Origin of the sequence: Haloferax marinisediminis, from assembly GCF_009674585.1 — an archaeon.
Classification (GTDB): Archaea; Halobacteriota; Halobacteria; order Halobacteriales; family Haloferacaceae; genus Haloferax; species Haloferax marinisediminis.
In genome coordinates, this window is sequence record NZ_WKJP01000001.1 from 2215376 (window position 1) to 2237019 (window position 21644).

The following is a 21644-nucleotide window of genomic DNA, read 5'->3' on the forward strand; positions in this document are numbered from 1 at the left end:
TGATACTACGTCCTCACGACGCCCGCGTATGGACGTTCACATCTCGCCGTCTCGGGTTCGGGGTCGAATCCGAGCGCCGCCGTCGAAGAGTTACACACACCGTGCGCTCCTCGCCGCAGGGTACAGTGACGAGGCAGTCGTCCGCGACGCCCTCGTCAGCGCCGACACGAAAGCGACCATGCGTGCAGTCCAAGCGTTCGGTGGAACCGTCGACCGGGACGGCCAGACGGTCGATATCGTCGGCTTCGACGGCCGACCCGAGACGCCAGACAACGTCATCGACTGCGCGAATTCGGGGACGACGATGCGACTCGTCACTGCCTGTGCGGGCCTCGGCGAGAACCTGACCATCCTCACCGGTGACGAGTCGCTCCGCTCGCGCCCACAAGGCCCACTTCTCGACGCCGTCTTCGACCTCGACGGCCGAGCCGAGAGCACGCGAAGAAACGGACAGGCACCGCTCGTCGTCGGCGATGGGATGACCGGCGGCACGGTCGAAATCCCCGGTGACGTCTCCTCGCAGTACATCACGGCGCTTCTCATGGCCGGCGCGGTCACCGAGGAGGGAATCGATATCGAACTCACGACCGAACTCAAGTCCGCACCGTACGTCGATATCACGCTGGAAGTGCTCGACGACTACGGTGTCGAGGCCACGCGCACTGACGACGGATTCTCGGTCGCAGGTGGGCAGTCGTACCGACCCGAAGGCGGTGAGTACAGCGTCCCCGGTGACTTCTCGTCGATATCGTATCTCCTCGCCGCGGGCGCTGTCGCAGGCGCAGAAGACGAACCTGTCATCGTCGAAGGTGCGCGCCCCTCCGCGCAGGGCGACAAAGCAATCGTCGATATCGTCCGCGACATGGGTGCCGACGTCGAGTGGGACGAAGACGCCGGCGAACTCACTGTCTCTGTTGCGGACCTCACGGGAACCACAGTCGACGTGGGTGACACGCCCGACTTGCTCCCGACAATCGCCGCGCTCGGCGCAATCGCCGACGGCGACACCGTCATCGAGAACTGCGAACACGTCCGCTACAAGGAGACCGACCGCGTGACTGCGATGGCCGAGGAACTCTCGAAGATGGGCGCGAACGTCACCGAACAACAGGACCGACTCACCATCCACGGCGGCGACACCGACCTCGTCGGTGCAGAAGTCGACGGCCGCGGTGACCACCGAATCGTGATGTCACTCACCGTCGCCGCCCTCGTCGCAGATGGCGAGACGACCATCGCCGGTGCAGAGCACGTCGACGTGTCGTTCCCCAACTTCTTCGATGCGATGTTCGACCTCGGTGTGAACATGCGCAAGGACTGACTCGCCGTAAAAGAGATAGCTGGCTGACTCGACGGAATCTTTTTCCCCGCGCTGTCCGGCGAACTGGGCATGCAGCACCTCGACGTGTCGGAACTGCGCGAGCGCCAACTGGACGGTGACTACCTCCTCCCTGCATACGAGGACTGGTGCTTCTCTCGGATTCCGGGGACAGTCGCCGACCTGCTCGGTGCCGACGTTGGGCCGCGCCTCCCCGACGCGGCCACCGACGAGTACGACGACATCGACCGCGTCGTCGTCTTTCTCGTCGATGGGTTCGGCCTCGCCCAGTGGGATGGCGAGCGCGAGCGAATCCCGTTCTTGCGGCAGTTCGAGCGAGCGGGTCGGGTGACTCCGCTCACCACAGTCTATCCTTCGGAGACGGCCGCCGCGATGAACACGTTCCACTCGGCCGCCCTGCCCGCCGAACACGGCGTCGTCGGGTGGTACGTCTACGACCCCGACTCGGACGAACAGTTCGAGGCGCTTCCGTTCCTCCGGAAAGATGGGACTCGACCGGAGCGAATCGATTTCGAGGACGTCGCCGACGCCGAGAGCATCTATCCCGAACTGGCCGACGCGGGCATCGAAGTGCATCAGGTGACGCCGTTTCCCAACGACGGAACGGTTGCACACCCTTACGACCCCGAGGACCTCTCGACGTTCTCGGGGGCGTTTTCGGACGCCGCCCACGAGGCGTCTGACCCGGCGTACATCTTCGCGTACCTCCCGCAGACCGACGCCGTCGCACACGGGGAGGGCGTCGATTCCGACGAGTACCGCGAGACTGCAGTCGAGACGTTCGACCGCATCTCCGAGGCAATCGAGAGACTCGGAGAAGCCGCCAGCGACGACGCAGGGCAGACACTCGTCTGCCTCACCGCCGACCACGGCCTCATCGACACCGAACGGGAGCGAAACGTCGATATCTCGGCACCTCCGTTCGACATCGTCTCGGACCTGCAGACGCTCACCGACGGGACGCCGATTCGGTACTCGGGGAGTGCTCGAAACGTCCATCTGCACCTCCGACCGGACCGAATCGACGCCGTCTACGAGACGCTCACGTCCGAACTCGACGCGAGAGTACTCCGGAAACAGGAGGTACTCGACGCTGACCTGTTCGGTCCGAACCCCTCCGAGACGTTCGAGCACAGACTCGGTGACCTCGTCGTCGTCCACCGCGACAGCAGCGTCTGGTACGGCGACGAGGACGTGGGGAAACTGGACTTCCTCGCCATGCACGGTGGACTCCACCCCGACGAGATGTTGATTCCCTTCGCGACAGCGACGCTCGACTCACTCTGCGAGTGAAGTCGCTTCCGAGAGAGTGCTATCGGACGGTCCCTCACCGGTGACGCCCGTCTTTCTGATGATGGCGTCGGTCCACCAGAGTTTGATGACCATCACGCCGAGCGTGCCGAGGAGCGTCCCGACCGGCTTTCGCCGGAACGCCGAGGCGAACGCGTAGAACGTGACGGGGATGTTGAGGACGTTGAGGACGTTCGGGTAGTCCAGTCCCATCGTCCCCTTTCCTTCGTCCAACCACTCCCGTTCCGCGAGGACGATTCTGCTCAGATAGTTGTCCGTGCGCTCGGGGCGGGGAAACAGCACCGGGTTGACGGCGATGAACGCCAGCGTCGCCGCGAACAGTTTCGCGTCGCGCTTGTAGATGGCGTACATGAACACCGGATAGACGAGGATTCGCGTCCCGGCGCTCCACGGATTCGCGTGTCGCTCCCAGAACGTCGCTTCGAGTCGGCCGCGGAATCCTCCGTCGGATGTCGGTTCCATAGGGAACGTTCGACGCACTCGGGTATGAATCTCCGCACGCTGAACACCGCCCACGATTGCACCTTTCTACAAACACTAAATGGCCGGACACCCGAGGGTGCGGTAATGAACGGGAACGAATTCGGTCGCCTCTTTCGGGTGACCACCTACGGCGAGAGCCACGGCGACGCGATGGGCGCCACGATTTCCGGGTGCCCCGCCGGCGTCGAACTCTCTGTCGAAGACATCCAGAAAGAACTCGACCGACGAAAACCGGGCCAATCGATGATTACGACGAGTCGCGGCGAACCAGACGCCGTCGTCGTCAACTCCGGGACGCAAGACGGCTACACGACGGGGACGCCCATCGGGATGGTCGTCCAGAACAAAGACGCTCGCTCCGGGAAGTACGAACCGTACGTGACCGCCCCTCGGCCGTCGCACGGTGACTTCACGTACTCGGCGAAGTTCGGGACGCGAAACTGGGGAGGTGGCGGACGCTCGTCCGCGCGCGAGACGGTAAACTGGGTTGCGGCGGGAGCCGTCGCGAAGCAAGTGCTCGAACAGAGCGAGTACGACATCGAGGTAAAAGCCCACGTCAACCAGATTGGCGACATCGAAGCACCGCCAGTCTCGTTCGACGAGATGCTCGAACACACCGAAGAAAACGACGTCCGGTGTGCACACCCCGAGACGGCTGAGAAGATGCAGGAAGCCATCGAGCAGTACCAGAAGGAAGGCGACTCCATCGGTGGGTCGATTTACTTCGAAGCGCAGGGCGTCCCCCGTGGTCTTGGCTCTCCCCGATTCGACTCCTTCTCGGCGCGACTCGGTCAGGCGATGATGTCCGTGCCTGCGGCGACTTCCTTCGAGTTCGGACTCGGACGAGAGGCGCGTGAGTGGACCGGTTCGGACCGCAACGAGGACTGGGAGTTCGACGACGCGGGCGACCCGCGGCCAGTCGGCAACAAGCACGGCGGCATTCAGGGCGGCATCACGACCGGCCAGCCAATCTACGGCGAGATGACGCTCCACGCGCCGACGTCGATTCCGAAGAAACAGCGGACGGTCGACTGGGAGACGGGTGAAGAAAAGGAGATTCAGGTCGTCGGCCGACACGACCCAGTTCTCCCCCCACGTGGGGTCCCGGTCGTGGAGGCGATGCTGTATCTGACCATCCTCGACTTCATGCTCCTGACGGGGTACATCAACCCCGACCGTCTCGATGGGAAGGTCGGCGAGTATGACACGCCGTATCATCCATCGAGCCCGGAGAACCAATAGGTCACTCGATTCTGAGTTCTCGATTCCGCTAGACTCCCTTCTGAACTCTCCATTCGTCCATTTTCGGGTACGGGTGGGCAGACCAATTTAACAATATTAAGTCCTTCATTATCTTTCCTTGTCAATCCATAGCAAAGTCTTTAATCGGACCAACCCCAAATTTTCAAACAGCGCCCCAGCGGGGCCGTGAGCTCAAATTATGACTGACCACGAACTTATCTGGCGCATCGCAGGGGGTTCCGGTGACGGCATCGCCTCGACCAGCCAGAACTTCGCAAAAGCCCTGATGCGAGCGGGGCTACACGTTTTCACGCATCGACACTATCCATCACGCATCCGCGGCGGCCACACGTACACGGAAGTACGCGTCAGCGACGAACCCGTGAAGTCGCGTGGTGACGGGTACAACTTCCTCCTCTCGCTCGGTGACTCGTTCGCTCGCAACCCGAGTGAGGGTGCCTACTACGGCAACGAGGAAATCAAGCCGCTCTCGGAGAACCTCGACGAACTCGTCGAAGGTGGTGTCATCGTCTACGACTCTGGTCTCCTCGACACCGACGAGATCGAGAACTTCGACGAGCGCGTCGAAGAGAACAACTGGCACGTCTACGACATCGACCTCCGCACCATCGCCCGTGAACACGGCCGTGAGGTCATGCGTAACACCGCCGGTGTCGCAGTCACCTGCGCCATCGCAGACATCGAGCCCGACGTCATCAAGAGCCTGATGTCGGACGCGATGCCGGAGAAGATTCTCGAACCCAACCTCGAGGTCTTCGACGACGCCTACGAGATGGTCCAAGAGGAGTTCGACGTCGACGCCCCCGACATCTCGGTTCCGTCGGGCGAACACGACGAAGAGCAGGTTCTCCTCTCCGGTTCTGACGCCATCGCCTACGGTGCAATCGACGAAGGCTGCCGCTTCATCTCGGGTTACCCGATGACCCCGTGGACGGAAGTGTTCGTCATCATGTCCCAGAACCTTCCCGAACTCGGTGGCATCTCCGAGCAGGTCGAAGACGAGATTGCTGCCGCGGCGCTGGCCATGGGTGCTTCGCACGCTGGTGTGAAGGCCATGTCCGGTTCGTCCGGTGGCGGGTTCTCGCTCATGTCCGAGCCGCTCGGTCTGGCCGAGATTACCGAGACGCCGATCGTCCTCGTCGAGGCCATGCGCGCCGGCCCATCGACGGGTATGCCGACGAAGCCAGAGCAGTCCGACATGGAGCACGTCCTGTACACGTCGCAGGGTGACTCCCACCGCGTCGTCTTCGCCCCCGGCACCGCTGCCGAGGCGTACTACCAGACGCGCAAGGCGTTCAAGCTCGCCTACGAGTACCAGATTCCGTCCATCGTCCTCTACGACCAGAAGCTCGGTGGCGAACTCTCGAACGTCCCTGCCTCCGTCTTCGACGAAGAACCGAACCCAGACCTCGGTTCGGTCCTGACGGAAGCAGAACTCGCAGACGCACCCCACGACGACTCGGGTAAGTACCAGCGCTACCAGCACGACACCGAGAACGGTGTCTCGCCGCGCTCGCTCCCCGGTCAGAAGGGTGGTCGCTACCTCGCGACGGGTAACGAGCACATGCCCGCTGGGCACATCTCGGAAGACCCCGACAACCGCATCGCACAGATGAACCGCCGCATGCAGAAGGTCGACTCCATCCGCGCCGAGCTCGACGACGACGGCGAGTTCAACACGGTCTACGGTCCGGAAGACGCCGACTACGGCCTCATCACCTTCGGCAGCCAGCAGGGCACCGTCGAAGAGGCCGCCGACGTCCTCAACGAGAACGGTCACTCGGTGAAGGTCCTCGGTGTCTCCGAACTGATGCCGTTCCCGAAAGAGCAGGTTTCGGAGTTCCTCGACAGCGTCGACGAATCGCTCGTCGTCGAGATGACCGCCTCCGCCCAGTTCCGCGGCCTCGTCCAGAAGGAACTCGGTGGCTACGGCGACGTCATGTCGAGCCTCCTCAAGTACAACGGTAACCCGTTCGAGCCCGCCGACATCGTCGAGGGCTTCGAGACGGCGCTCCTCGAAGGCGAGGAGCTCCCAGACAACCGTACGAAGTTCGTCCCCAAGGTGGGTGAATAAATCATGAGTGCATTCAGCGCAATCGGTGAGGAAACGGAGAAAGACCAAAACGAGTTCACGCCCGGACTCGAACCCCAGCCGACGTGGTGTCCTGGCTGTGGTGACTTCGGTGTGCTCAAGGCTCTGAAGGGTGCGGCGGCCGAACTCGGCCTCTCGCCCGACGAGATGATGGTGACGACCGGTATCGGCTGTTCCGGTAAGCTCAACAGCTACTTCAACAGCTACGGTTTCCACACCATCCACGGTCGCTCGCTGCCAATCGCCCGTGCCGCAAAGCTCGCGAACCCCGGTCTGACCGTGGTCGCAGCCGGCGGTGACGGTGACGGCTACGGTATCGGTGGCAACCACTTCATGCACACCGCTCGTGAGAACCACGACATCACGTACATCGTGTTCAACAACGAGATCTTCGGCCTCACGAAGGGACAGACGTCCCCGACGTCGCCGATGGGCCACAAGTCCAAGACCCAGCCGCACGGCTCGGCCAAGACGCCGCTTCGCCCGCTCTCGCTCTCGCTGAACGCGGGTGCGTCGTACGTCGCCCGTACGGCCGCGGTCAACCCGAACCAGGCGAAAGACATCATCGTCGAAGCGATCGAGCACGACGGGTTCTCCCACGTCGACTTCCTGACGCAGTGCCCGACGTGGAACAAGGACGCACGCCAGTACGTCCCGTACATCGACATCAACGAGTCCGACGACTACGAGTTCGACAACACGAGTCGAGCCGAGGCGTCCGAGATGATGTTCGAAACGGAGAACGCGCTTCACGAGGGTACCGTCCTCACCGGCCGGTACTACGTCGACGAGAGCCGTCCATCCTACCAGCAGGAGAAACAGCGCATCGGCGAGATGCCCGAAGAACCGCTCGCTGAGCGGTACTTCGACGACTCCTACGAGTGGGAACGGTCCTACGACAAGTTCCTCGGAAAGCACAAGTAACGCGAACCGCCGCCACGTCGGCGACCCGGTTCTCTCACCGGTTCGACGTGACGGAGTTGCGTTTACGGATTCGCAAGATATTTTTCTCCCGTAGGAAAAGAAACGGGCATGGAAACCACGTCCACGGAGGGACGCATCCTCGCAGTCTTGGAAGAAGACGCGAAAGCGTCGTACGCCGAGATTGCAGACCGAGCGGGCGTGTCGAAGCCGACGGTTCGAAAGTACATCAGTAAACTCGAAGACGATGGCGTCATCATCGGATACTCCGCAGACGTCGACCCGAAGAAACTCGCTGGACAGTCGATTGCGATGGTCGGTATCGAATGCGCCAGCGAACGCTACGTGGAGGTCACACGGGCCCTGAAGGAACTCGACGACGTCGAATCACTCTACACTTCGTCTGGCGACCACATGCTGATGGCGGAAGTCCGCGCCGTCGACGGCGATTCACTCGGTGACGTCATCTCCGAGAAGATTCTCTCTATCGAGGGTATCGAGGCCGCTCACCCGTCCTTCCTGCAAGAACGACTGAAGTAACCACGCTCAGTTCTCTGTTCGGTGAATTCAGTTTCACCGCGCTACCTGAAGGTTCAGGTACGTCGCCCGTCTACCATCCTGTGATGGCGGAGGAGACGCTTCCGGGGACGCAATCGGACGACGAGATCGACCGTATCGTCCTCCACGTGGACATGGACTGTTTCTACGCGTCCTGTGAGCGCCTCCGCGAGCCCGAACTCGTCGGCGAACCGGTCGTCGTCGGCATGGGCTACGAACCCGGCGAAGGCCACGGTGCCGTCGCAACCGCGAGTTACGAAGCCCGTGAGTTCGGTGTCGGGAGTGCGCAACCAATCTCGACGGCCCTGGATAAACTGCCGCGCCGCGCAGATGTCGACCCGGGCGACGACCCGTCCGGGACGGGGTACTACCGTACCGTCGACATCGACTTCTACAAATCCGTCGCGGCAGAGGTCAAAGAGATTCTCCACGACTGCGCCGACGTCGTCCGCGAAGTGAGTATCGACGAGGCGTACCTCGACGTGACCGACCGGACGGCGTGGGACGTCGCCCCGTCGGGCAACCGGACGCTGGCCGAGGGCTACGCTCGGTACGTCAAACAGCGCATCGCTCGCGAGGTGGGCGTGACGGCGTCCATCGGCGTCGCACCCAACATGTCCACCGCGAAAATCGCCTCAGACTTCGACAAACCGAACGGCCTCGTCGTCGTCAGGCCCGGTGAGGTTCAGTCATTTCTCGCACCGATTCCTGTCGAGGAGGTCCACGGCGTGGGACCCGTCACGGCCCGCAAGATGGCAGAGTTGGATATCGAGACGGCGGGTGACCTCGCAGCGGCCGACCCGGCCACACTCGAATCACAGTTCGGGTCGCGTGGCCGCGAACTCCACGAACGAGCACGCGGCTCCGACGACCGGCGCGTCACCCCGACGGGGCGACCAAAGAGTCTCTCCAGAGAGTCTGCGCTCACCGAACCCACTGCCGAGATGGAAGACAAACGCGAGGTGGTCCGTGCGCTCGCGGCCGACGTGGCCGACCGTGCACAGTCACGTGGAGCGATGTACCGGACGATTGGCATCAAAGTCGTCGTCCCGCCGTTCGACATCAACACCCGGGCGCGGTCGCTCCCCGGCCCCGTCGACGACCCCGACCTCGTCGAATCAGTGGCACTGGAGTTACTCGACGCTGAGTTCGCCGACGAGCGAGTCCGCAAACTCGGTGTGCGCGTCTCGAACCTCTCGTTTGCGTCGGCAGACCAGTCGAGCCTCGACGGATGGGAGTCTGACGCGGCGACGACGTCGGATGAGCAGGCTGACAGCGAGTCGGAGCGTACTGCGGCCAGCGATTCTGCGAGGAGCGACGAACGCTCGTCGTCCGAACCACGACGAAAACGTCGCGGACAGTCGTCGCTCGTGGAGTTCGATTGATTGGCGACGGTGAGTGTCGCGGAGGGCAGGAACTATCACCTCTGGGACTGTCGGAAAAACCGAATGACGGATTCGGACACGGAAACGATCTCGGTCGCCGAGATCAGTGACGGACCAGGGGGAGTGGGCGCAGAAGACCCGGGGACGACTGTCGACCTTCCAGTGGTCGACATTCTCACCGGACGAGGGTTCATCACGGGGAAGTCCGGGTCTGGCAAGTCGAACACGGCGTCGGTGTTGATAGAGAATCTGCTGTCGTCGAACTTTCCGGTGCTCATCGTCGACACCGACGGAGAGTACTACGGTCTCAAACAGGAGTTCGAACTCCTGCACGCGGGCGCGGACGACGAGTGCGACATTCAGGTGAGTCCCGAACACGCCGAACGACTCGCGACGCTCGCACTCGAACAGAACGTCCCGATAATCCTCGACGTGTCGGGCTATCTCGACGACGCGGCGGCGGACGAGTTGGTGACCGAAGTCGCAAAGCACCTCTTCGCTAAAGAGAAGAAACTCAAGAAGCCGTTTTTGATGCTCATCGAGGAGTGCCACGAGTACATCCCGGAGAAGGGCGGGATGGACGAAGCGGGCAAGATGCTCATCAAAATCGGCAAGCGCGGGCGGAAACACGGCCTCGGCGTCGTCGGCATCTCGCAGCGCCCCGCCGACGTGAAGAAAGATTTCATCACGCAGTGTGATTGGCTGGTCTGGCACCGACTCACCTGGCGGAACGACACGAAAGTCGTCGGCCGCATCCTCGGGTCGGAGTACGCCGACGCCATCGAGGACATGGGCAACGGCGAGGGCTTTCTCGTCACCGACTGGTCCGAATCTATCCGTCGCGTGCAGTTCCACAAGAAGCAGACGTTCGACGCGGGTGCGACACCCGGCCTCGACGACTTCGAACGTCCCGACCTGAAGTCGGTCGACGGAAACCTCGTCTCCGACCTGAAAGAGATATCCGACGAGAAGGAGCGTCGCGAGAGCGAAATCGCCGACCTTCGCCAACAACTCGAAAAGAAGGAGGCGAAGATTCGACAGCTCGAACGCGAACTCGAAGAGGCGCGTGACCTCTCACGGATGGCCGACCAGTTCGCTCAAGCGATGTTCCAGAAAGCCGAGGCTCCCTACCGCGGCGGGGAAGGGCGCAATCTCAACCGTCCCGAAGAGAAGCAGGCCGCACTCGGCGAGTACGGTGCTGCAGACGACGAGGACGACTCCCCGAAGGTTGCGACCCCGGACGACGTCGCCCGTGCTGTCGAGAACGCCGACGACACGGACAGCGAGTCACGGCCGTACCCACGACCACCGCTCGAAGCGCCAGACGGTCCTCCGTGGCCAACACACGGGTTCGACGTACCGACTGGGACAGAGGGTGACTCGGGAGACGACGACGCGTGGGAGGCCGCCGCTAATATGGGCGACTTCGAACCTGCAGACCTGCAACCCGCACCGGGTGCCGAAAACAGACGTGACGTCGTCGACCGGATGACCGCCATCGTGAACGCGCTCGGCGAGGTCCACCACGGGATGCTCGCTCACTACCGCGAATACGGTATCTCGGACCCACTCGCAGCACACGTTGCGGCGGGTGAGACGGGCGACCAGCACCTCGCCTACGGTCGCAATCGCTCACTTCGCCGGGCGGGATTCATCCGCCACGCCGGCCGCGGCCAGTACGAGTACGCCTTGCCCGACCTCGTTAGCGACGAGTACGCGGACCTCTTGGATGCCGAGGAACTCGCAGAGACAGTCGCCGCTATCGAAGCGTCGTTCGTCGACGAAGAACGTGAAGACGCCGCCGCCGAGTAATCGTCGGTCGGCAGTGTGCGTTCGTAGTGTTGTCGTCGTCTACAGTCCGGAGACGAGGTCTTCGAGGGCCGCGCGCGGGTCGTCGGCCTTGGCGACACCGGACGCGAGGAGGATACCGCTCGCACCGAGTTCTTCTGCGGTCACGACGTCGTCGCCAGTGGAAATGCCAGCGCCACAGTACACGTCGACATCTTCGTCGACGTTAGCTGCGGAGTCGACGGCGTCGGTGACGATGCCGGGGTCTGCAGTCGCGACAGAGACGTCGCCGCCGATGAGTTCCGGCGGTTCGACGGCGACAGAGTCAGGTCCGAGTGCGGAGACAGCGCCAATCTGGGCGGGGTTGTTCGCACAGACACAGGTCTCCAGTCCGGCGCGTTCGGCCGCCTGAACCGACCCGTCGATGTCGGCGAGTTTCATCCGCTTTTCGGAGTGGTTGATGAGTGTCCCGACTGCACCCGCCTCGGCGACTGCTTCGGCGAGCGTGCTTCCGGTGTGACTCCCGTAGTCGTTCGGGTCGACGTGCTGTGCCCACGTCTCGACGCCGGTGTCGGCGACGCGCGAGATGTCGGCCGCCTGGGGCGACACTGCGATGCGGACGCCGGACTCCTCGGCGACGTCGCGCGCGGCAGTCGCTACTTCGATGGGGTCGCACGGGTACGCCTTGAGGTTGACTAGGATGAACACATTCGAAGTGGGGTCTGGCGAGACTAATAAATTGGTTTTCACCGCCGTGATTGCCACGAGACGGCGTCTCACGGGAGAAGAACTATGATAAACGTCGCGGCGAGGGCTCGCCGAGTCGCGTGCAGACGGTCGTCAGTCTTTGCGCTTGACGACGTCGCCCAGCGTGGTCGTCGTGCTGCCGCCGCCAGACCACTCGGAGTCGTCGTCACTCTCGCCTTCGACCAGCGAGATGTCGAGTTTGCGCTCGATTTTCTTGCGGACAGTGTCCGGCGGCATGATGTCGCCGCGTTCGAGCTTGCGGATGAGACTCGCCTTCTCGTTGAGCGAGCTGGCGAGTTCTTCTTGACTCATCCCGCGCGACTCGCGCGCCTGTCGGATACGGGAGTCGTAGTCGGTGGCAATCTCGTCCATGTCGTCGAACATGTCGCGGCGTCGGCGCGTCTTCGACGACGAGGACGAAGACGACCCAGACGAGCGTTTGGCCTTCCCACTCGACGAGGAAGTAGAGTACTTCGAACTCGCACTGGAAGTCGACTCGGTGCGGACCTCCGTGCCAAACTGGGCGCAGTTATCGCACAGTTGCAGTTCTGCGCCTTCGACCTTCACAGTCTTCAGAGAGGCTTGGTTGGAGCCACACATCTCGCACTGAGGCATACACTCACGTACCGCCCCGCCGCGTATAAAAGGCACGCCACCGGTCACTCACCCAGAACGAGAATACCGCGTCGTCGTGTGATTCACCGACGAAGCTACCGGTTACGTCAGGTCGCTCCACGCACCCCAGAACCGCTGGAGTGCGGTGAAGTGGCCGATGATGGCGAAGAAAATCAACAACCAACCGACGAGCGTGAACCCGCCGAGTGTGCCGGTGTAGAACGCCGACGCGAACCCGACGATACCGATGAGTGCCAGTCGGTCGGCACGGCCGACGAGGCCGCCGTAGGCCCGCCCGAGGCCGACTGCTTGAATCTGCGTCCCGAGGTACGACGTCATGAGGACACCAGTGACGGCGAGGAGGCCGAGGCCGAACGAGTCGATGCCGGCGGCGAGGCCGACGAGGACGACGATGTCGGCGTAGCGGTCGAGGACGTGGTCGAGCATGTCGCCGGCCTTCGAAGAGACGCCCTGTTCGCGGGCGAGTGCGCCGTCGACGAGGTCCAACCAACCGTTGAGGAAGACGAAGAGTGCGCCCAGTCCGTACCACAACGGGTCGGCGATTGAGAAGGCGACACCCGCGGCGACGGCGAAGCCGAAGGCGATGACGCTCACGCCGTTGGGCGACAGTCCTGCGGTGTCGGCCGCCGAGACGAACGGTGCGAGGAGTTTGTCTGCCGTGTCGCGATACTGGTCTAGCGTCATAGGTATTCGATGAAGTCGACGGTTCCTGCTGACGGTTCGCGCTCATCTTCGGCGACGGCGACGATTTCGTCGGCCACCGCCTGTGGGTCGCGGTCGGTCGTGTCTATCTCGTAGACGGCATCTTCGCCGTGGAACTCGACTGCTTCCCCGAGGATAACGTCGAGTGCTTCGGATTCACGGTTCTCGCGTGCTTTCGCTTCGGATTCCCCACGTTCGAGGAGGCGGTCTTCGAGCACGTCCGGCCGGCAGCGAAGCACGACGACACGGTCGGCGTCGAGGTGGTGGGCGAGGTGGCTCTCGACGATGCCGTCCCACGCACCGAGTCGGTCTCTGACGGCGTCGAGGTCGACGACGAGCGTGTCGCGGTCCTCGTCGCGTTCGGTCCAGAGGTCCTCGTCTTTCACGAGTTGGTTGAGGTGGACGACCGCAGCGTCGAGTTCGTCGGCGACGAGGTCGGTCGCGGTGGTCTTCCCGGTTCCGGGCGTGCCAGTGACGACGAGTCTCACGCTGTGGGCACCTCCGAGAGAATTCGGTTGAGTACCTCGACGGCGTGTTTCGTCTGCGTTTCAGTGCCGCACGAGATGCGGATGCACTCGGGGAGGCCGAAACTCCCGCAGTCGCGGACGATGACGCCTTCTCGCTGGGCGGCCTCGGAGACGGCAGTCGCGTCGCCGACTTCCGCGAGGACGAAGTTGCCGGCGCTCTCCCACGTCGGAACGTCGAGTTCGTCGCGGAGATACTGGCGGGCCCACTTCGCTGACTCGACCGACTTCTCGACGTGGTCGGGGTCGTCGAGTGCGGCGAGGGCGGCACGACAGGCCACCTCGCTCGCAGCGAACGGTGTGTTCACCCGGGCGTAGGCATCGGCCCACTCCTCGGGGACACAGGTGTAGCCGATTCGGAGGCCGGCGAGGCCGTACGCCTTCGAGAACGTTCGAAGCACGGCGATGTTGTCGTACTCCGAAAGCAGGTCGATGGCTGTCGGTTCGTCCGAAAATTCGCCGTACGCTTCGTCGACGACGAGAAGCGTGTGCTCTTCGACCGACTCTGCGAGTTCGACGAGTTCCTCCCGCGGGAGGACAGACCCCGACGGGTTGTGCGGCGTCGTCAGGTAGACCATGCGTTCGCCGTCGTAGGCGTCGAGCACTGCGGCCGCAGTCTGCTCGAAGTCGTCGGCTTTCGACACCTCGTACTGGACGGCGTCGCCGTGGTGGTAGCGAGCGCTCATCGAGTAGTACGAGAAGCCGGGCGACGGTTCGAGGATGTCGTCACCGGGTTCGAGCATCGCGCGGGTCAGATAGTCGATAGACCCGTCGGCACCGGGAGAGACCCAGACCTGTGCGGGGTCGAGGTCCCACTTGTCGGCGAGGGTCTCCGTCAGGTCGGTGTGAGCGGTCTTCGGATAGACGCTCACCGTCGATGCGGCGTCTTCGATGGCCGCGATAGCCTTCGGACTCGGGCCGTGCGGGTTCTCGTTCGAGGAGAGTTTCGTCAGGTCCTCGGGGTCCATCCCGAGTTCGCGGGCGACCTCCTCTGTCCCGCGGCCGGGTACGTAGGGAGCGTGCGCGGAGAGGTCCCGTGGTTGCATGGTCGAACGATGCGGGTCGCGGTTCTTAAGGGTGCGTACTCTGGGTCGGGCGCCCACTCCCGACTGCAGCGTTCACTCGTCGTCAGACTCCGGTTGGTACTGGTCGAACGGTGGGTCGTCGTCGAGCGCGTCCGGGACGAACAGCGTCGTCTCGCCGAACTCACGGATGATTCGTTGTCCCTCACGGCCGGTGAGATACCCGACGTAGGCCATCGCCAGCGAGTAGTTCACGTCGTGTCTGGCGGGGTTCGTCGGGATGACGGCGTACTCGTTTCGGAGCAGGTCCGGCCCCCCACCGAGTGGCCCTTCGACGAACTCGACGAGCGACGTCGAGTCCGACATCACGTAGTAGGTGCCTCTGTCGACGAGGGTGTACGCACCGCGGCGACTCGCCTGTCTGAGCGTGTCGCCCATGCCGTCGCCGGTTGCCTGATACCATCGGCCAGAAGGGCTGGAACCACAGCGCTCCCACAGCGTCTGCTCTCTGATGTGGGTCCCCGAGTTATCGCCCCGAGAGAGAAACAGCGAGTCGGACGACGCGATGGCCTCGAAGGCCGCCACGGGGTCGTTCCCGACGCGTTCGATGCCGGCCGGGTCGTCGTCTGGGCCGACGACGAGGAAGTCGTTGTGCATCAGGTCACGGCGGTTGATACCGTGGCCGGCCTCGATGAACTCGTCTTCTGCACTCCGGGCGTGTGTGATGACGACGTCTGCATCGCCGTCTGCGGCGGTCCGAAGCGCCGCGCCAGTCCCCTGAACGAGCGTCTTGACCCGCACGCCGAACTTCTCTGTGAACCCGTCGTGGAGAACGTCGAGGAGACCCGTATCGTAGGCCGTCGTCGCCGTCGCGAGCGTCAGGTCGCTGGAACGAGCGCCGCCGTCCGTGTCGGAACCGCCCGCGGGGTCGCTTCGGCCTCCACTGAGCGCCACACCGTCACCTCCTTGACGGTCGTCGCCGCCGAGGCACCCAGCGAGCCCTAGTGCGCCTGCCGCGCCGACTGACCGGATGAATCGTCGCCTCAGCATTAGTTCGGGGTTTTGCTTCGATACGTAAATCACACTGGCATCGTTCTCACGATGTTGAAATCGGATTCGGTTACACGATTCGTCGCCGAAGCGACTCGGCGAGACGAACCGACAGCGCGGCGATGGTGAGCGTCGGATTCATCGCCCCGCCCGTCGGGAAGACGCTCGACCCCGCAATCCACAGGTTCTGCAGGTCGTGCGTTTGGCACTCGGCGTCGACGACGCTCGTGTCGGGGTCGTCGCCCATTCGGGTTGTCCCCATGTGGTGGAACGCCGGACCGGTGTTCTCTGGACCGACGGTCCACTCCGCTTCGACGCCCAGTTCGTCCAGCACCGACGCCTGAATCTCGTTCGCGCGGGCGAGAGCGGCCTTCGTCTGGTCGTCCACCGACCAGTGGACCTCCGGAACTGGGTCTCCTAAATCGTCGGTCGTCTCCGTGTCGAGGGTCACGTAGTTGTCTTCGCGCGGGAGTTGTTCGACGAGTGCGCCCATCGCGATGTGTGTTCCGTACGCGTCGTCTAACTGGGTTCGTAACTCGTCACCCCACGTGTCGGCGTGGAGGGCGTCGATGACCGGTGACGGGCCAGCGTAGTTGAGAAACTCCAACTTGAGGCCGTTGACGGGGTCGGTGTCGTCGTAGAACTGGTGTGTCTCGCTGGTGTTGAATCCGACGTGGTTCTGTCTGGTCGGTCTGTCGAGCCGACCGCCCATACCGGCAAAGAGGTGCTCCATGAAGTACCGACCGACGACGCCCGACGAGTTTGCGAGGCCATCGGGATACTGGGCAGAGTCAGAGAGCAAGAGCAGTCGGACGTTCTCGACGCCGCCACAGGCGACGACGAACTGGGCTGCTTCCTGTCGGTGTGTCTCCCCGTCGGGCGTGGTGTACGACGCGGCGACGACGCGCGCTCCCGATTCGTCGTGTTCGAGACGGCGAACGCGGGCGTGGTCGATGACGCGTGCACCCGCCGCTTCAGCCTTCTCGATGTGCGACTCGGCGGTGTACTTCGCCCCTGACGGACAGACCGGTTTGCACGTTCCGTAGCCCACACACGGCGACCGGCCATCGTACGGCTCGGAGTTGCGAGCGCTTGGGACCGAGTGCATGTCGATTTCGAGGCGCTCGCAGGCTTCGGCGAAGATAGAATCGGAGTGTGACGGTGGGAACGCTGGCAGAGGGTACGGGTCGTCCCGAGGCGGAGCGTACGGATTGTCGACTGCCCCCGCGACCCCCAGTTCACGCTCTGCGCTGGCGTAGTACGGTTTGAGGTCGGAATACGAGATGGGCCAGTCGACGCCGACGCCGTGGCGCGACGCGAGGTCGAAGTCGCGCTCGTGGAGTCGCATGACCATCCCTTGCCAGTGGAGTGTGCTCCCGCCGACACCCTTCACACGTGCGGCGTTCAGTGGGTAGAACGACTCACCTGTCGACGAGAACTCGTCTCGTGGGCCACCCATCTCCCACGGGCCTCCGAGTCCGGGCCGGATGTGGCGCTCCAGTTGCTCACGCCTGTCGCCGTCGAACCGCGGACCTGCTTCGAGGACGACCACGCGTGCACCCGACTCGGCGAGTCGGTGGGCGACGATACCGCCTGCGGGACCTGCACCGACGATACAGACGTCTGCGTCTTCGACGGGTGTTCGGTCGTGCTCGTTAGCCATCGTCTGATTCCTCGTCGTCCGCGGGCATCTCCATCGCCGCGCGTTGGTAGCTTTCTGTTCCGCCGGGGTGCCCGATTGGATTCTCGATGCCCACGAGGCGACCGCCGGTCGGCGAGGCGTAGAACGCGTAGAGCAGTTCGTTCACGACGTGGAACCGGATTCGTTCGGAGATGGTTCCATCTGGCACCGGGTCGGCAGTCGCCACACCGAGTTCACGCAGGAGCGAATCTCGCTCCTCGACAGAGAGGTCTGAAAAGGGTGCACCGTACCAATCGCGTGCGGCGCCGTCGAGTTCGCCGACAGCCTCCCGCATCTGTGTCTCACGTTCCTCGTCGCTCACACGCCCGTAGACGTACGTCTCAACGAACGTCGAGACACCACTCGTTTCGCTCGGAAAGACGACTTCGCCTGCGGCGACCATCGTCGGCAGGATGGCAGTCGTCGGGCGTTCGTCGCTTCCTTCAGTTCCACCTGTCTCTGCCGTCGGTGGGTCGAACCGGTCGACGGCGACTGCTCCGCTGCCGACGACACCGAGTCCGGCGAGAACCGCGAGCGCGTCCCGTCGCGTCAGTCGCATTTGGCGGGGATTAGGCCAGCCTAAACTTATGCGTTGTCCTCTGGCGTGGTCGTCTCGCGGTGGAAACGTGAGGCGTGTGACGCGCTCAGTCCTGTCGCACGTCGTGTTCGAGGACACCGACGCCTTCGATTTCGACTTCGACGTGGTCCCCGTCTTCCAGTGGGCCGACGCCTTCGGGCGTCCCCGTCGAGATGACGTCACCGGGTTCGAGCGTCAGATACGTCGTAATCTCGGCGATGAGTTCCGGAATGGAGAAGATGAGGTGTTCGATGCTGGAGTCCTGCCGCGTCTCACCGTTTACGCGAAGCGAGATGCGTGCGTCTTCGGGGAGGTGGTCCGGGTCGGCGAGGACCGGGCCGAGTGGTGCCGCGCCGTCGAACGCCTTGCCGCGAACCCAGTTCGACTCGATGTCCTGGTCGTCGCGGTTAGACACGTCGTTCATGATAGTGTAGCCAGCGATGACCGATTCGGCGTCTTCAGCCGACACGTTTCGGCACTGCTCGCCGATGACGACGGCCAGTTCGGCCTCGTGTTCCACGTTCTCCTTGCCAGCGGGGAGCGTCACCGTATCACCGTGACTTGCGACGGCGTTCGGCGGTTTGAGGAAGAGCAGTGGTCGGTCTGGGACTTCCTCGTCGCGCTCTTCGGCGTGCTTGGCGTAGTTGCGACCGATACAGACGACTTTCGTCGGTTCTGACGGTGGGAGGACGTCGACTTCGCCGAGGTCGTACGTCTCGCCGCCGAAGGAAACCGAATCGCCGTGCCATTCGCCCTGTCGAACTGCGCCTGCTGGGTCACGAAACCGAACGTGGTGCATAACCGACGACTCTGTTTCGGGCGTGATAGGTCTTTACATCCCACTGTATTCGGCCGACACAGACACCACAGGTGAAGTTGTCCCGCCGTCGCACGAATCGAGTATCACTCGACGTAGACGAGCAGTCGAACCTGAGCGTGCACCTCCCGTTCTGGTTCGTTCGACTGTCTGGCGACTAGTAGTGTGTAGTTAGAACAACATTATCTCTCTGTGTCGCCACTGTACTCGTATGTCCTCATCGTACATCGTCGAGTGTCGTGACTGTGAGTTCGAGAAACGAGTAATCGGCGACGAGTTCGCCCAACGGGCCGCCGACAGACACGAACTCGCCACAGACCACTTGGTCACTGTTCGCAGTGTCTCTACGGGGACGACCGTCTACTCGTCGCCGGAGTAACCACGAATAGTCACCGTACGTCCAATCCGATGTCGACGATGACGAACAGACAGATGAGTCCGAACGCGACGACGGCGCTCGGTGCACCGACGGACAGGTCTAAGACTTGGCCGCCGACGGCGATTACCGACAACGAGACACCGTAGTAGAGTGCCCGAACGAGTGTTCGTGTGCCACTCGCCCCTCGAATATGTGGCAATACGAGCAACGAACCGAGTGTGAACCCGCCGGCGACGAGGATTGCGCTCCCCAGTCCCCCCGCAGTGTCGGCGAGTGCCCCCGCGAACGTTCCGAGTCCCAGTGTCGCGTTCAGGTACGCCGCACGTCGCGCGAAAAAGCCGTACCCTCCGGTTGGGCCGAGTCCGAGGTCGTTGTCTTCGATTCGTCGCCACGGCACCCCCACCGAGATGACGCCCATCCGAAACGCACCGATGGTCAGCGACGCCACACTCAACGCGACGATGGCACTCGTCGTTACCGCGACGGGCGTGGTAACAGCCTGAAACGCAATCCAGAGTACCGGAACTGCGAGGAGGAGGTGTTGCCCGAGTCCATAGTAGACGATGGCGTCTAGCCACGCGTCGAGGCCGCCGTGTCGCTCGTCGAGGGAGGTGTGCCGACTCCTGCGTCGGTATCCCTCGTCGCCAGGGGACATCACGGTTACAATGTGGTCGGAAGCTGAAAATTGTACCTCGTGTGTGCCGGAGCTTCGAACAGTGAATTCAACCACAGAACCACGACCACAGCCGCTCGCACCGCTCCCGCGAATAGCTTTTTGTGTATTTCGTGTGTAACTTCGAACTGCTATGGAACTCACCTGGCACGGTCACTCGACGTGGTACGTCACGGTCGGAGACACCTCACTCCTCATCGACCCGTTCTTCGACAACCCCCTTACGTCGCTCTCCCCGAGCGACATCGAGACGCCGGATTACGTCCTTCTCACGCACGGCCACGCCGACCACATCGCCGACGCAGGCGAGTTCGACGGCGCGACGGTCGTCGGCACACCCGAGATTGTCGGCTACGTCGAAGCCGAGATGGGCGTCGACGACACCATCGGTATGAACATCGGCGGAACCGTCGAACTCGGCGACGCGTTCGTCACGATGGTCCGCGCAGACCACACGAACGGAATCAACACGAGTTACGAGTACGACGCGGGCATGCCGGGCGGGTACGTGATTAGCGATAAACTCCCGTCACACGAGTCCGACGACGACACGACGACGTTCTATCACGCCGGCGACACCGGCCTCATGACCGACATGCGCGAGATATTTGCACCGTATCTGGAACCCGACGCTGCAGCGCTCCCCGTCGGTGACCACTACACGATGGGCCCGATGCAAGCCGCAATCGCGTCCGACTGGTTGGACGTCGACCACGTGTTCCCGATGCACTACAACACGTTCCCGGCCATCGAAATCGACATCCGTGACTTCGAGCACGAAGTGAAAGCCGCCGGCAGCAAGGCCGAAGTACACGTCCTCGAAGCAGACGAGTCGTTCACGCTCGAATAACACCGAACCCTCCGCTTTTTCACGGTCGATTGTGCACGAGAGCGCCCGAGTGGACAACTTTTAGGGGCGATTACTCCCTTTCCCCGATGGATGTCCGACATTCAAACTTCAACCGTCAGTGACGAAGGGTTCTCGTGTACGAGTCAGGTCGGCGACTTCGATCTCCAGATCGACGCGCTCGATGAATCCGGCCCGAACCCGAACGCGGCCCTCGTCGCGACGTACGCCTCCTGTTTCCTCCCTGCCTTCCGTGTCGGCGGCCAGAAGACTGGCTTCGACGACCTCGGCAAGATTCAGATCGACGCTGACGCCGAACTCGACGACTCCGACGACCTCTCGACCATCGAGTTCGACGTGTACGTCGAAGCAGACCTCTCTGACGACGAGTTCGCAGAGATTGCTGACCTCGCCGAAGACATCTGCCACGTTCACTCGGCGCTCCGTGACGACCTGCAGGCCGACGTGACCGTCGTCGGCGACGCGTTCTAAGCGTCGCTCTCTCCGTTTCTTTTCAAAAAACCGCAGAAGAGTCGTGAGCTCCGGTGTCGACAGCCCAGTGCGTCGGACTGATTAGTCCTGACGCCGGTATGTTCGAAGGCTCATTGCCTTTCCTTCCACAATAATGACCTCGCCGTCTTGCGGGTCTGCTTCGACGACGTCGTCGACCTGGTCGCGGAAATATGGGCTGTTCGGTTCTTCCATGGCAGACTCTATGCATCAGTTAATAAAAAGCTTTGTCAGACATTCTCACACGTGGTAAGTGGTGTGATGGGGTTCTATTCAGTCGTCTGCGGCCGTGGCAGTCGCTCTATGGCTCATTTCGGTGCCAGAGATGCCGAGCCAGTC

At 62.8% G+C, this 21644-nt stretch carries 23 protein-coding genes; 11 read left to right on the plus strand and 12 right to left on the minus strand.

What is annotated here, in order from left to right; all coding sequences use genetic code 11:
- The first annotated feature begins 28 nt into the window (after window positions 1-28).
- A complete protein-coding gene (gene aroA / locus GJR98_RS11495) occupies window positions 29-1321 on the plus strand; it encodes a 3-phosphoshikimate 1-carboxyvinyltransferase (protein ID WP_151138586.1) in 1293 nt (430 codons plus the stop codon).
- A gap of 69 nt (window positions 1322-1390) precedes the next feature.
- Entirely contained in the window at window positions 1391-2632 is a 1242-nt protein-coding gene (locus GJR98_RS11500) for an alkaline phosphatase family protein (protein WP_151138588.1), read from the plus strand.
- Here the strand turns inward: GJR98_RS11500 and GJR98_RS11505 are convergent.
- Window positions 2618-3112, minus strand: coding sequence for a DUF6653 family protein (locus GJR98_RS11505; RefSeq protein ID WP_151138590.1), 495 nt, complete (start codon window positions 3110-3112; stop codon window positions 2618-2620). The two genes, GJR98_RS11500 and GJR98_RS11505, sit on opposite strands and share 15 nt — an antisense overlap.
- Before the next feature lie 105 nt (window positions 3113-3217).
- Between GJR98_RS11505 and aroC the strand changes: the two genes are divergently transcribed.
- The 6 genes from aroC (at window position 3218) to GJR98_RS11535 (ending at window position 11164) form a co-directional block, all read left to right on the plus strand.
- Entirely contained in the window at window positions 3218-4375 is a 1158-nt protein-coding gene (aroC, locus tag GJR98_RS11510) for a chorismate synthase (protein ID WP_151138592.1), read from the plus strand.
- Window positions 4376-4574: 199 nt separating this feature from the next.
- Window positions 4575-6470, plus strand: a complete 1896-nt coding sequence (locus tag GJR98_RS11515; RefSeq protein ID WP_151138594.1) for a 2-oxoacid:acceptor oxidoreductase subunit alpha — start codon at window positions 4575-4577, stop codon at window positions 6468-6470.
- A 3-nt stretch (window positions 6471-6473) separates the two neighbouring features.
- The gene (locus tag GJR98_RS11520) at window positions 6474-7412 is read left to right on the plus strand and encodes a thiamine pyrophosphate-dependent enzyme (protein ID WP_151138596.1); all 939 of its coding nucleotides are present in this window, start codon (window positions 6474-6476) and stop codon (window positions 7410-7412) included.
- Between the two features lie 108 nt (window positions 7413-7520).
- Complete coding sequence (gene lrpA1, locus GJR98_RS11525; protein ID WP_151138598.1) at window positions 7521-7949, plus strand: HTH-type transcriptional regulator LrpA1; 429 nt, start codon at window positions 7521-7523, stop codon at window positions 7947-7949.
- A gap of 83 nt (window positions 7950-8032) precedes the next feature.
- Window positions 8033-9352 (plus strand): DNA polymerase IV, encoded by a 1320-nt coding sequence (gene dinB, locus GJR98_RS11530; protein WP_151138600.1) that lies wholly within the window; start codon window positions 8033-8035, stop codon window positions 9350-9352.
- A 63-nt stretch (window positions 9353-9415) separates the two neighbouring features.
- Window positions 9416-11164 (plus strand): helicase HerA domain-containing protein, encoded by a 1749-nt coding sequence (locus GJR98_RS11535; RefSeq protein ID WP_151138602.1) that lies wholly within the window; start codon window positions 9416-9418, stop codon window positions 11162-11164.
- A 39-nt stretch (window positions 11165-11203) separates the two neighbouring features.
- Here GJR98_RS11535 and tpiA read toward each other — a convergent pair whose 3' ends face one another.
- From tpiA to GJR98_RS11580, 9 genes are all read right to left on the minus strand, one after another.
- Window positions 11204-11848, minus strand: a complete 645-nt coding sequence (tpiA, locus tag GJR98_RS11540) for a triose-phosphate isomerase (protein WP_058573739.1) — start codon at window positions 11846-11848, stop codon at window positions 11204-11206.
- A 132-nt stretch (window positions 11849-11980) separates the two neighbouring features.
- The gene (locus tag GJR98_RS11545) at window positions 11981-12502 is read right to left on the minus strand and encodes a multiprotein bridging factor aMBF1 (protein WP_151138604.1); all 522 of its coding nucleotides are present in this window, start codon (window positions 12500-12502) and stop codon (window positions 11981-11983) included.
- Between the two features lie 102 nt (window positions 12503-12604).
- Window positions 12605-13207 carry a CDP-alcohol phosphatidyltransferase family protein gene (locus GJR98_RS11550; RefSeq protein ID WP_151138606.1) on the minus strand — a complete coding sequence of 201 codons (603 nt, stop codon included), beginning with the start codon at window positions 13205-13207 and terminating at the stop codon, window positions 12605-12607.
- The gene (locus GJR98_RS11555; protein WP_151138608.1) at window positions 13204-13713 is read right to left on the minus strand and encodes an adenylate kinase family protein; all 510 of its coding nucleotides are present in this window, start codon (window positions 13711-13713) and stop codon (window positions 13204-13206) included. The genes GJR98_RS11550 and GJR98_RS11555 overlap by 4 nt, the downstream gene beginning before the upstream one ends.
- The gene (gene hisC / locus GJR98_RS11560; RefSeq protein ID WP_151138610.1) at window positions 13710-14795 is read right to left on the minus strand and encodes a histidinol-phosphate transaminase; all 1086 of its coding nucleotides are present in this window, start codon (window positions 14793-14795) and stop codon (window positions 13710-13712) included. Before hisC ends, GJR98_RS11555 begins: the two co-directional genes overlap by 4 nt.
- A 72-nt stretch (window positions 14796-14867) precedes the next feature.
- Complete coding sequence (locus GJR98_RS11565) at window positions 14868-15821, minus strand: substrate-binding domain-containing protein (protein ID WP_151138612.1); 954 nt, start codon at window positions 15819-15821, stop codon at window positions 14868-14870.
- A 70-nt stretch (window positions 15822-15891) separates the two neighbouring features.
- Window positions 15892-17484 carry a GMC family oxidoreductase gene (locus GJR98_RS11570; RefSeq protein WP_151138614.1) on the minus strand — a complete coding sequence of 531 codons (1593 nt, stop codon included), beginning with the start codon at window positions 17482-17484 and terminating at the stop codon, window positions 15892-15894.
- A complete protein-coding gene (locus GJR98_RS11575; protein ID WP_151138616.1) occupies window positions 17477-18061 on the minus strand; it encodes a gluconate 2-dehydrogenase subunit 3 family protein in 585 nt (194 codons plus the stop codon). Before GJR98_RS11575 ends, GJR98_RS11570 begins: the two co-directional genes overlap by 8 nt.
- Window positions 18062-18146: 85 nt before the next feature.
- Entirely contained in the window at window positions 18147-18878 is a 732-nt protein-coding gene (locus GJR98_RS11580; protein WP_151138618.1) for a fumarylacetoacetate hydrolase family protein, read from the minus strand.
- A 229-nt stretch (window positions 18879-19107) separates the two neighbouring features.
- On the opposite strand from GJR98_RS11580, the gene GJR98_RS11585 reads away from it, so the two are divergent.
- On the plus strand, window positions 19108-19275 hold the full coding sequence (locus tag GJR98_RS11585; protein ID WP_154269735.1) for a hypothetical protein: 168 nt from the start codon (window positions 19108-19110) through the stop codon (window positions 19273-19275).
- Between the two features lie 10 nt (window positions 19276-19285).
- Here GJR98_RS11585 and GJR98_RS17510 read toward each other — a convergent pair whose 3' ends face one another.
- On the minus strand, window positions 19286-19930 hold the full coding sequence (locus tag GJR98_RS17510) for a hypothetical protein (RefSeq protein ID WP_191965454.1): 645 nt from the start codon (window positions 19928-19930) through the stop codon (window positions 19286-19288).
- A gap of 151 nt (window positions 19931-20081) precedes the next feature.
- Here GJR98_RS17510 and GJR98_RS11595 point away from each other — a divergent pair, with 151 nt between their 5' ends.
- A complete protein-coding gene (locus tag GJR98_RS11595) occupies window positions 20082-20798 on the plus strand; it encodes a metal-dependent hydrolase (RefSeq protein WP_151138621.1) in 717 nt (238 codons plus the stop codon).
- Window positions 20799-20888: 90 nt separating this feature from the next.
- Complete coding sequence (locus tag GJR98_RS11600) at window positions 20889-21287, plus strand: OsmC family protein (protein WP_151138623.1); 399 nt, start codon at window positions 20889-20891, stop codon at window positions 21285-21287.
- Between the two features lie 81 nt (window positions 21288-21368).
- Here GJR98_RS11600 and GJR98_RS17845 read toward each other — a convergent pair whose 3' ends face one another.
- Window positions 21369-21500, minus strand: a complete 132-nt coding sequence (locus tag GJR98_RS17845; RefSeq protein WP_255518431.1) for a hypothetical protein — start codon at window positions 21498-21500, stop codon at window positions 21369-21371.
- Window positions 21501-21644: the final 144 nt, after the last annotated feature.

Coding starts and splice junctions, on each gene's coding strand:
- GJR98_RS11580 (WP_151138618.1), bottom strand. CDS start 18,878: ATGCACCACGTTCGGTTTCGTGACCCAGCAGGCGCAGTTCGACAGGGC.
- aroA (WP_151138586.1), top strand. CDS start 29: ATGGACGTTCACATCTCGCCGTCTCGGGTTCGGGGTCGAATCCGAGCG.
- GJR98_RS17845 (WP_255518431.1), bottom strand. CDS start 21,500: ATGGAAGAACCGAACAGCCCATATTTCCGCGACCAGGTCGACGACGTC.
- GJR98_RS11505 (WP_151138590.1), bottom strand. CDS start 3,112: ATGGAACCGACATCCGACGGAGGATTCCGCGGCCGACTCGAAGCGACG.
- GJR98_RS11585 (WP_154269735.1), top strand. CDS start 19,108: ATGTCCTCATCGTACATCGTCGAGTGTCGTGACTGTGAGTTCGAGAAA.
- GJR98_RS11575 (WP_151138616.1), bottom strand. CDS start 18,061: ATGCGACTGACGCGACGGGACGCGCTCGCGGTTCTCGCCGGACTCGGT.
- GJR98_RS11515 (WP_151138594.1), top strand. CDS start 4,575: ATGACTGACCACGAACTTATCTGGCGCATCGCAGGGGGTTCCGGTGAC.
- aroC (WP_151138592.1), top strand. CDS start 3,218: ATGAACGGGAACGAATTCGGTCGCCTCTTTCGGGTGACCACCTACGGC.
- GJR98_RS11570 (WP_151138614.1), bottom strand. CDS start 17,484: ATGGCTAACGAGCACGACCGAACACCCGTCGAAGACGCAGACGTCTGT.
- hisC (WP_151138610.1), bottom strand. CDS start 14,795: ATGCAACCACGGGACCTCTCCGCGCACGCTCCCTACGTACCCGGCCGC.
- GJR98_RS11545 (WP_151138604.1), bottom strand. CDS start 12,502: ATGCCTCAGTGCGAGATGTGTGGCTCCAACCAAGCCTCTCTGAAGACT.
- GJR98_RS11550 (WP_151138606.1), bottom strand. CDS start 13,207: ATGACGCTAGACCAGTATCGCGACACGGCAGACAAACTCCTCGCACCG.
- GJR98_RS11600 (WP_151138623.1), top strand. CDS start 20,889: ATGTCCGACATTCAAACTTCAACCGTCAGTGACGAAGGGTTCTCGTGT.
- GJR98_RS11565 (WP_151138612.1), bottom strand. CDS start 15,821: ATGCTGAGGCGACGATTCATCCGGTCAGTCGGCGCGGCAGGCGCACTA.
- GJR98_RS11520 (WP_151138596.1), top strand. CDS start 6,474: ATGAGTGCATTCAGCGCAATCGGTGAGGAAACGGAGAAAGACCAAAAC.
- GJR98_RS11535 (WP_151138602.1), top strand. CDS start 9,416: ATGACGGATTCGGACACGGAAACGATCTCGGTCGCCGAGATCAGTGAC.
- dinB (WP_151138600.1), top strand. CDS start 8,033: ATGGCGGAGGAGACGCTTCCGGGGACGCAATCGGACGACGAGATCGAC.
- GJR98_RS11500 (WP_151138588.1), top strand. CDS start 1,391: ATGCAGCACCTCGACGTGTCGGAACTGCGCGAGCGCCAACTGGACGGT.
- GJR98_RS11595 (WP_151138621.1), top strand. CDS start 20,082: ATGGAACTCACCTGGCACGGTCACTCGACGTGGTACGTCACGGTCGGA.
- GJR98_RS17510 (WP_191965454.1), bottom strand. CDS start 19,930: ATGTCCCCTGGCGACGAGGGATACCGACGCAGGAGTCGGCACACCTCC.
- lrpA1 (WP_151138598.1), top strand. CDS start 7,521: ATGGAAACCACGTCCACGGAGGGACGCATCCTCGCAGTCTTGGAAGAA.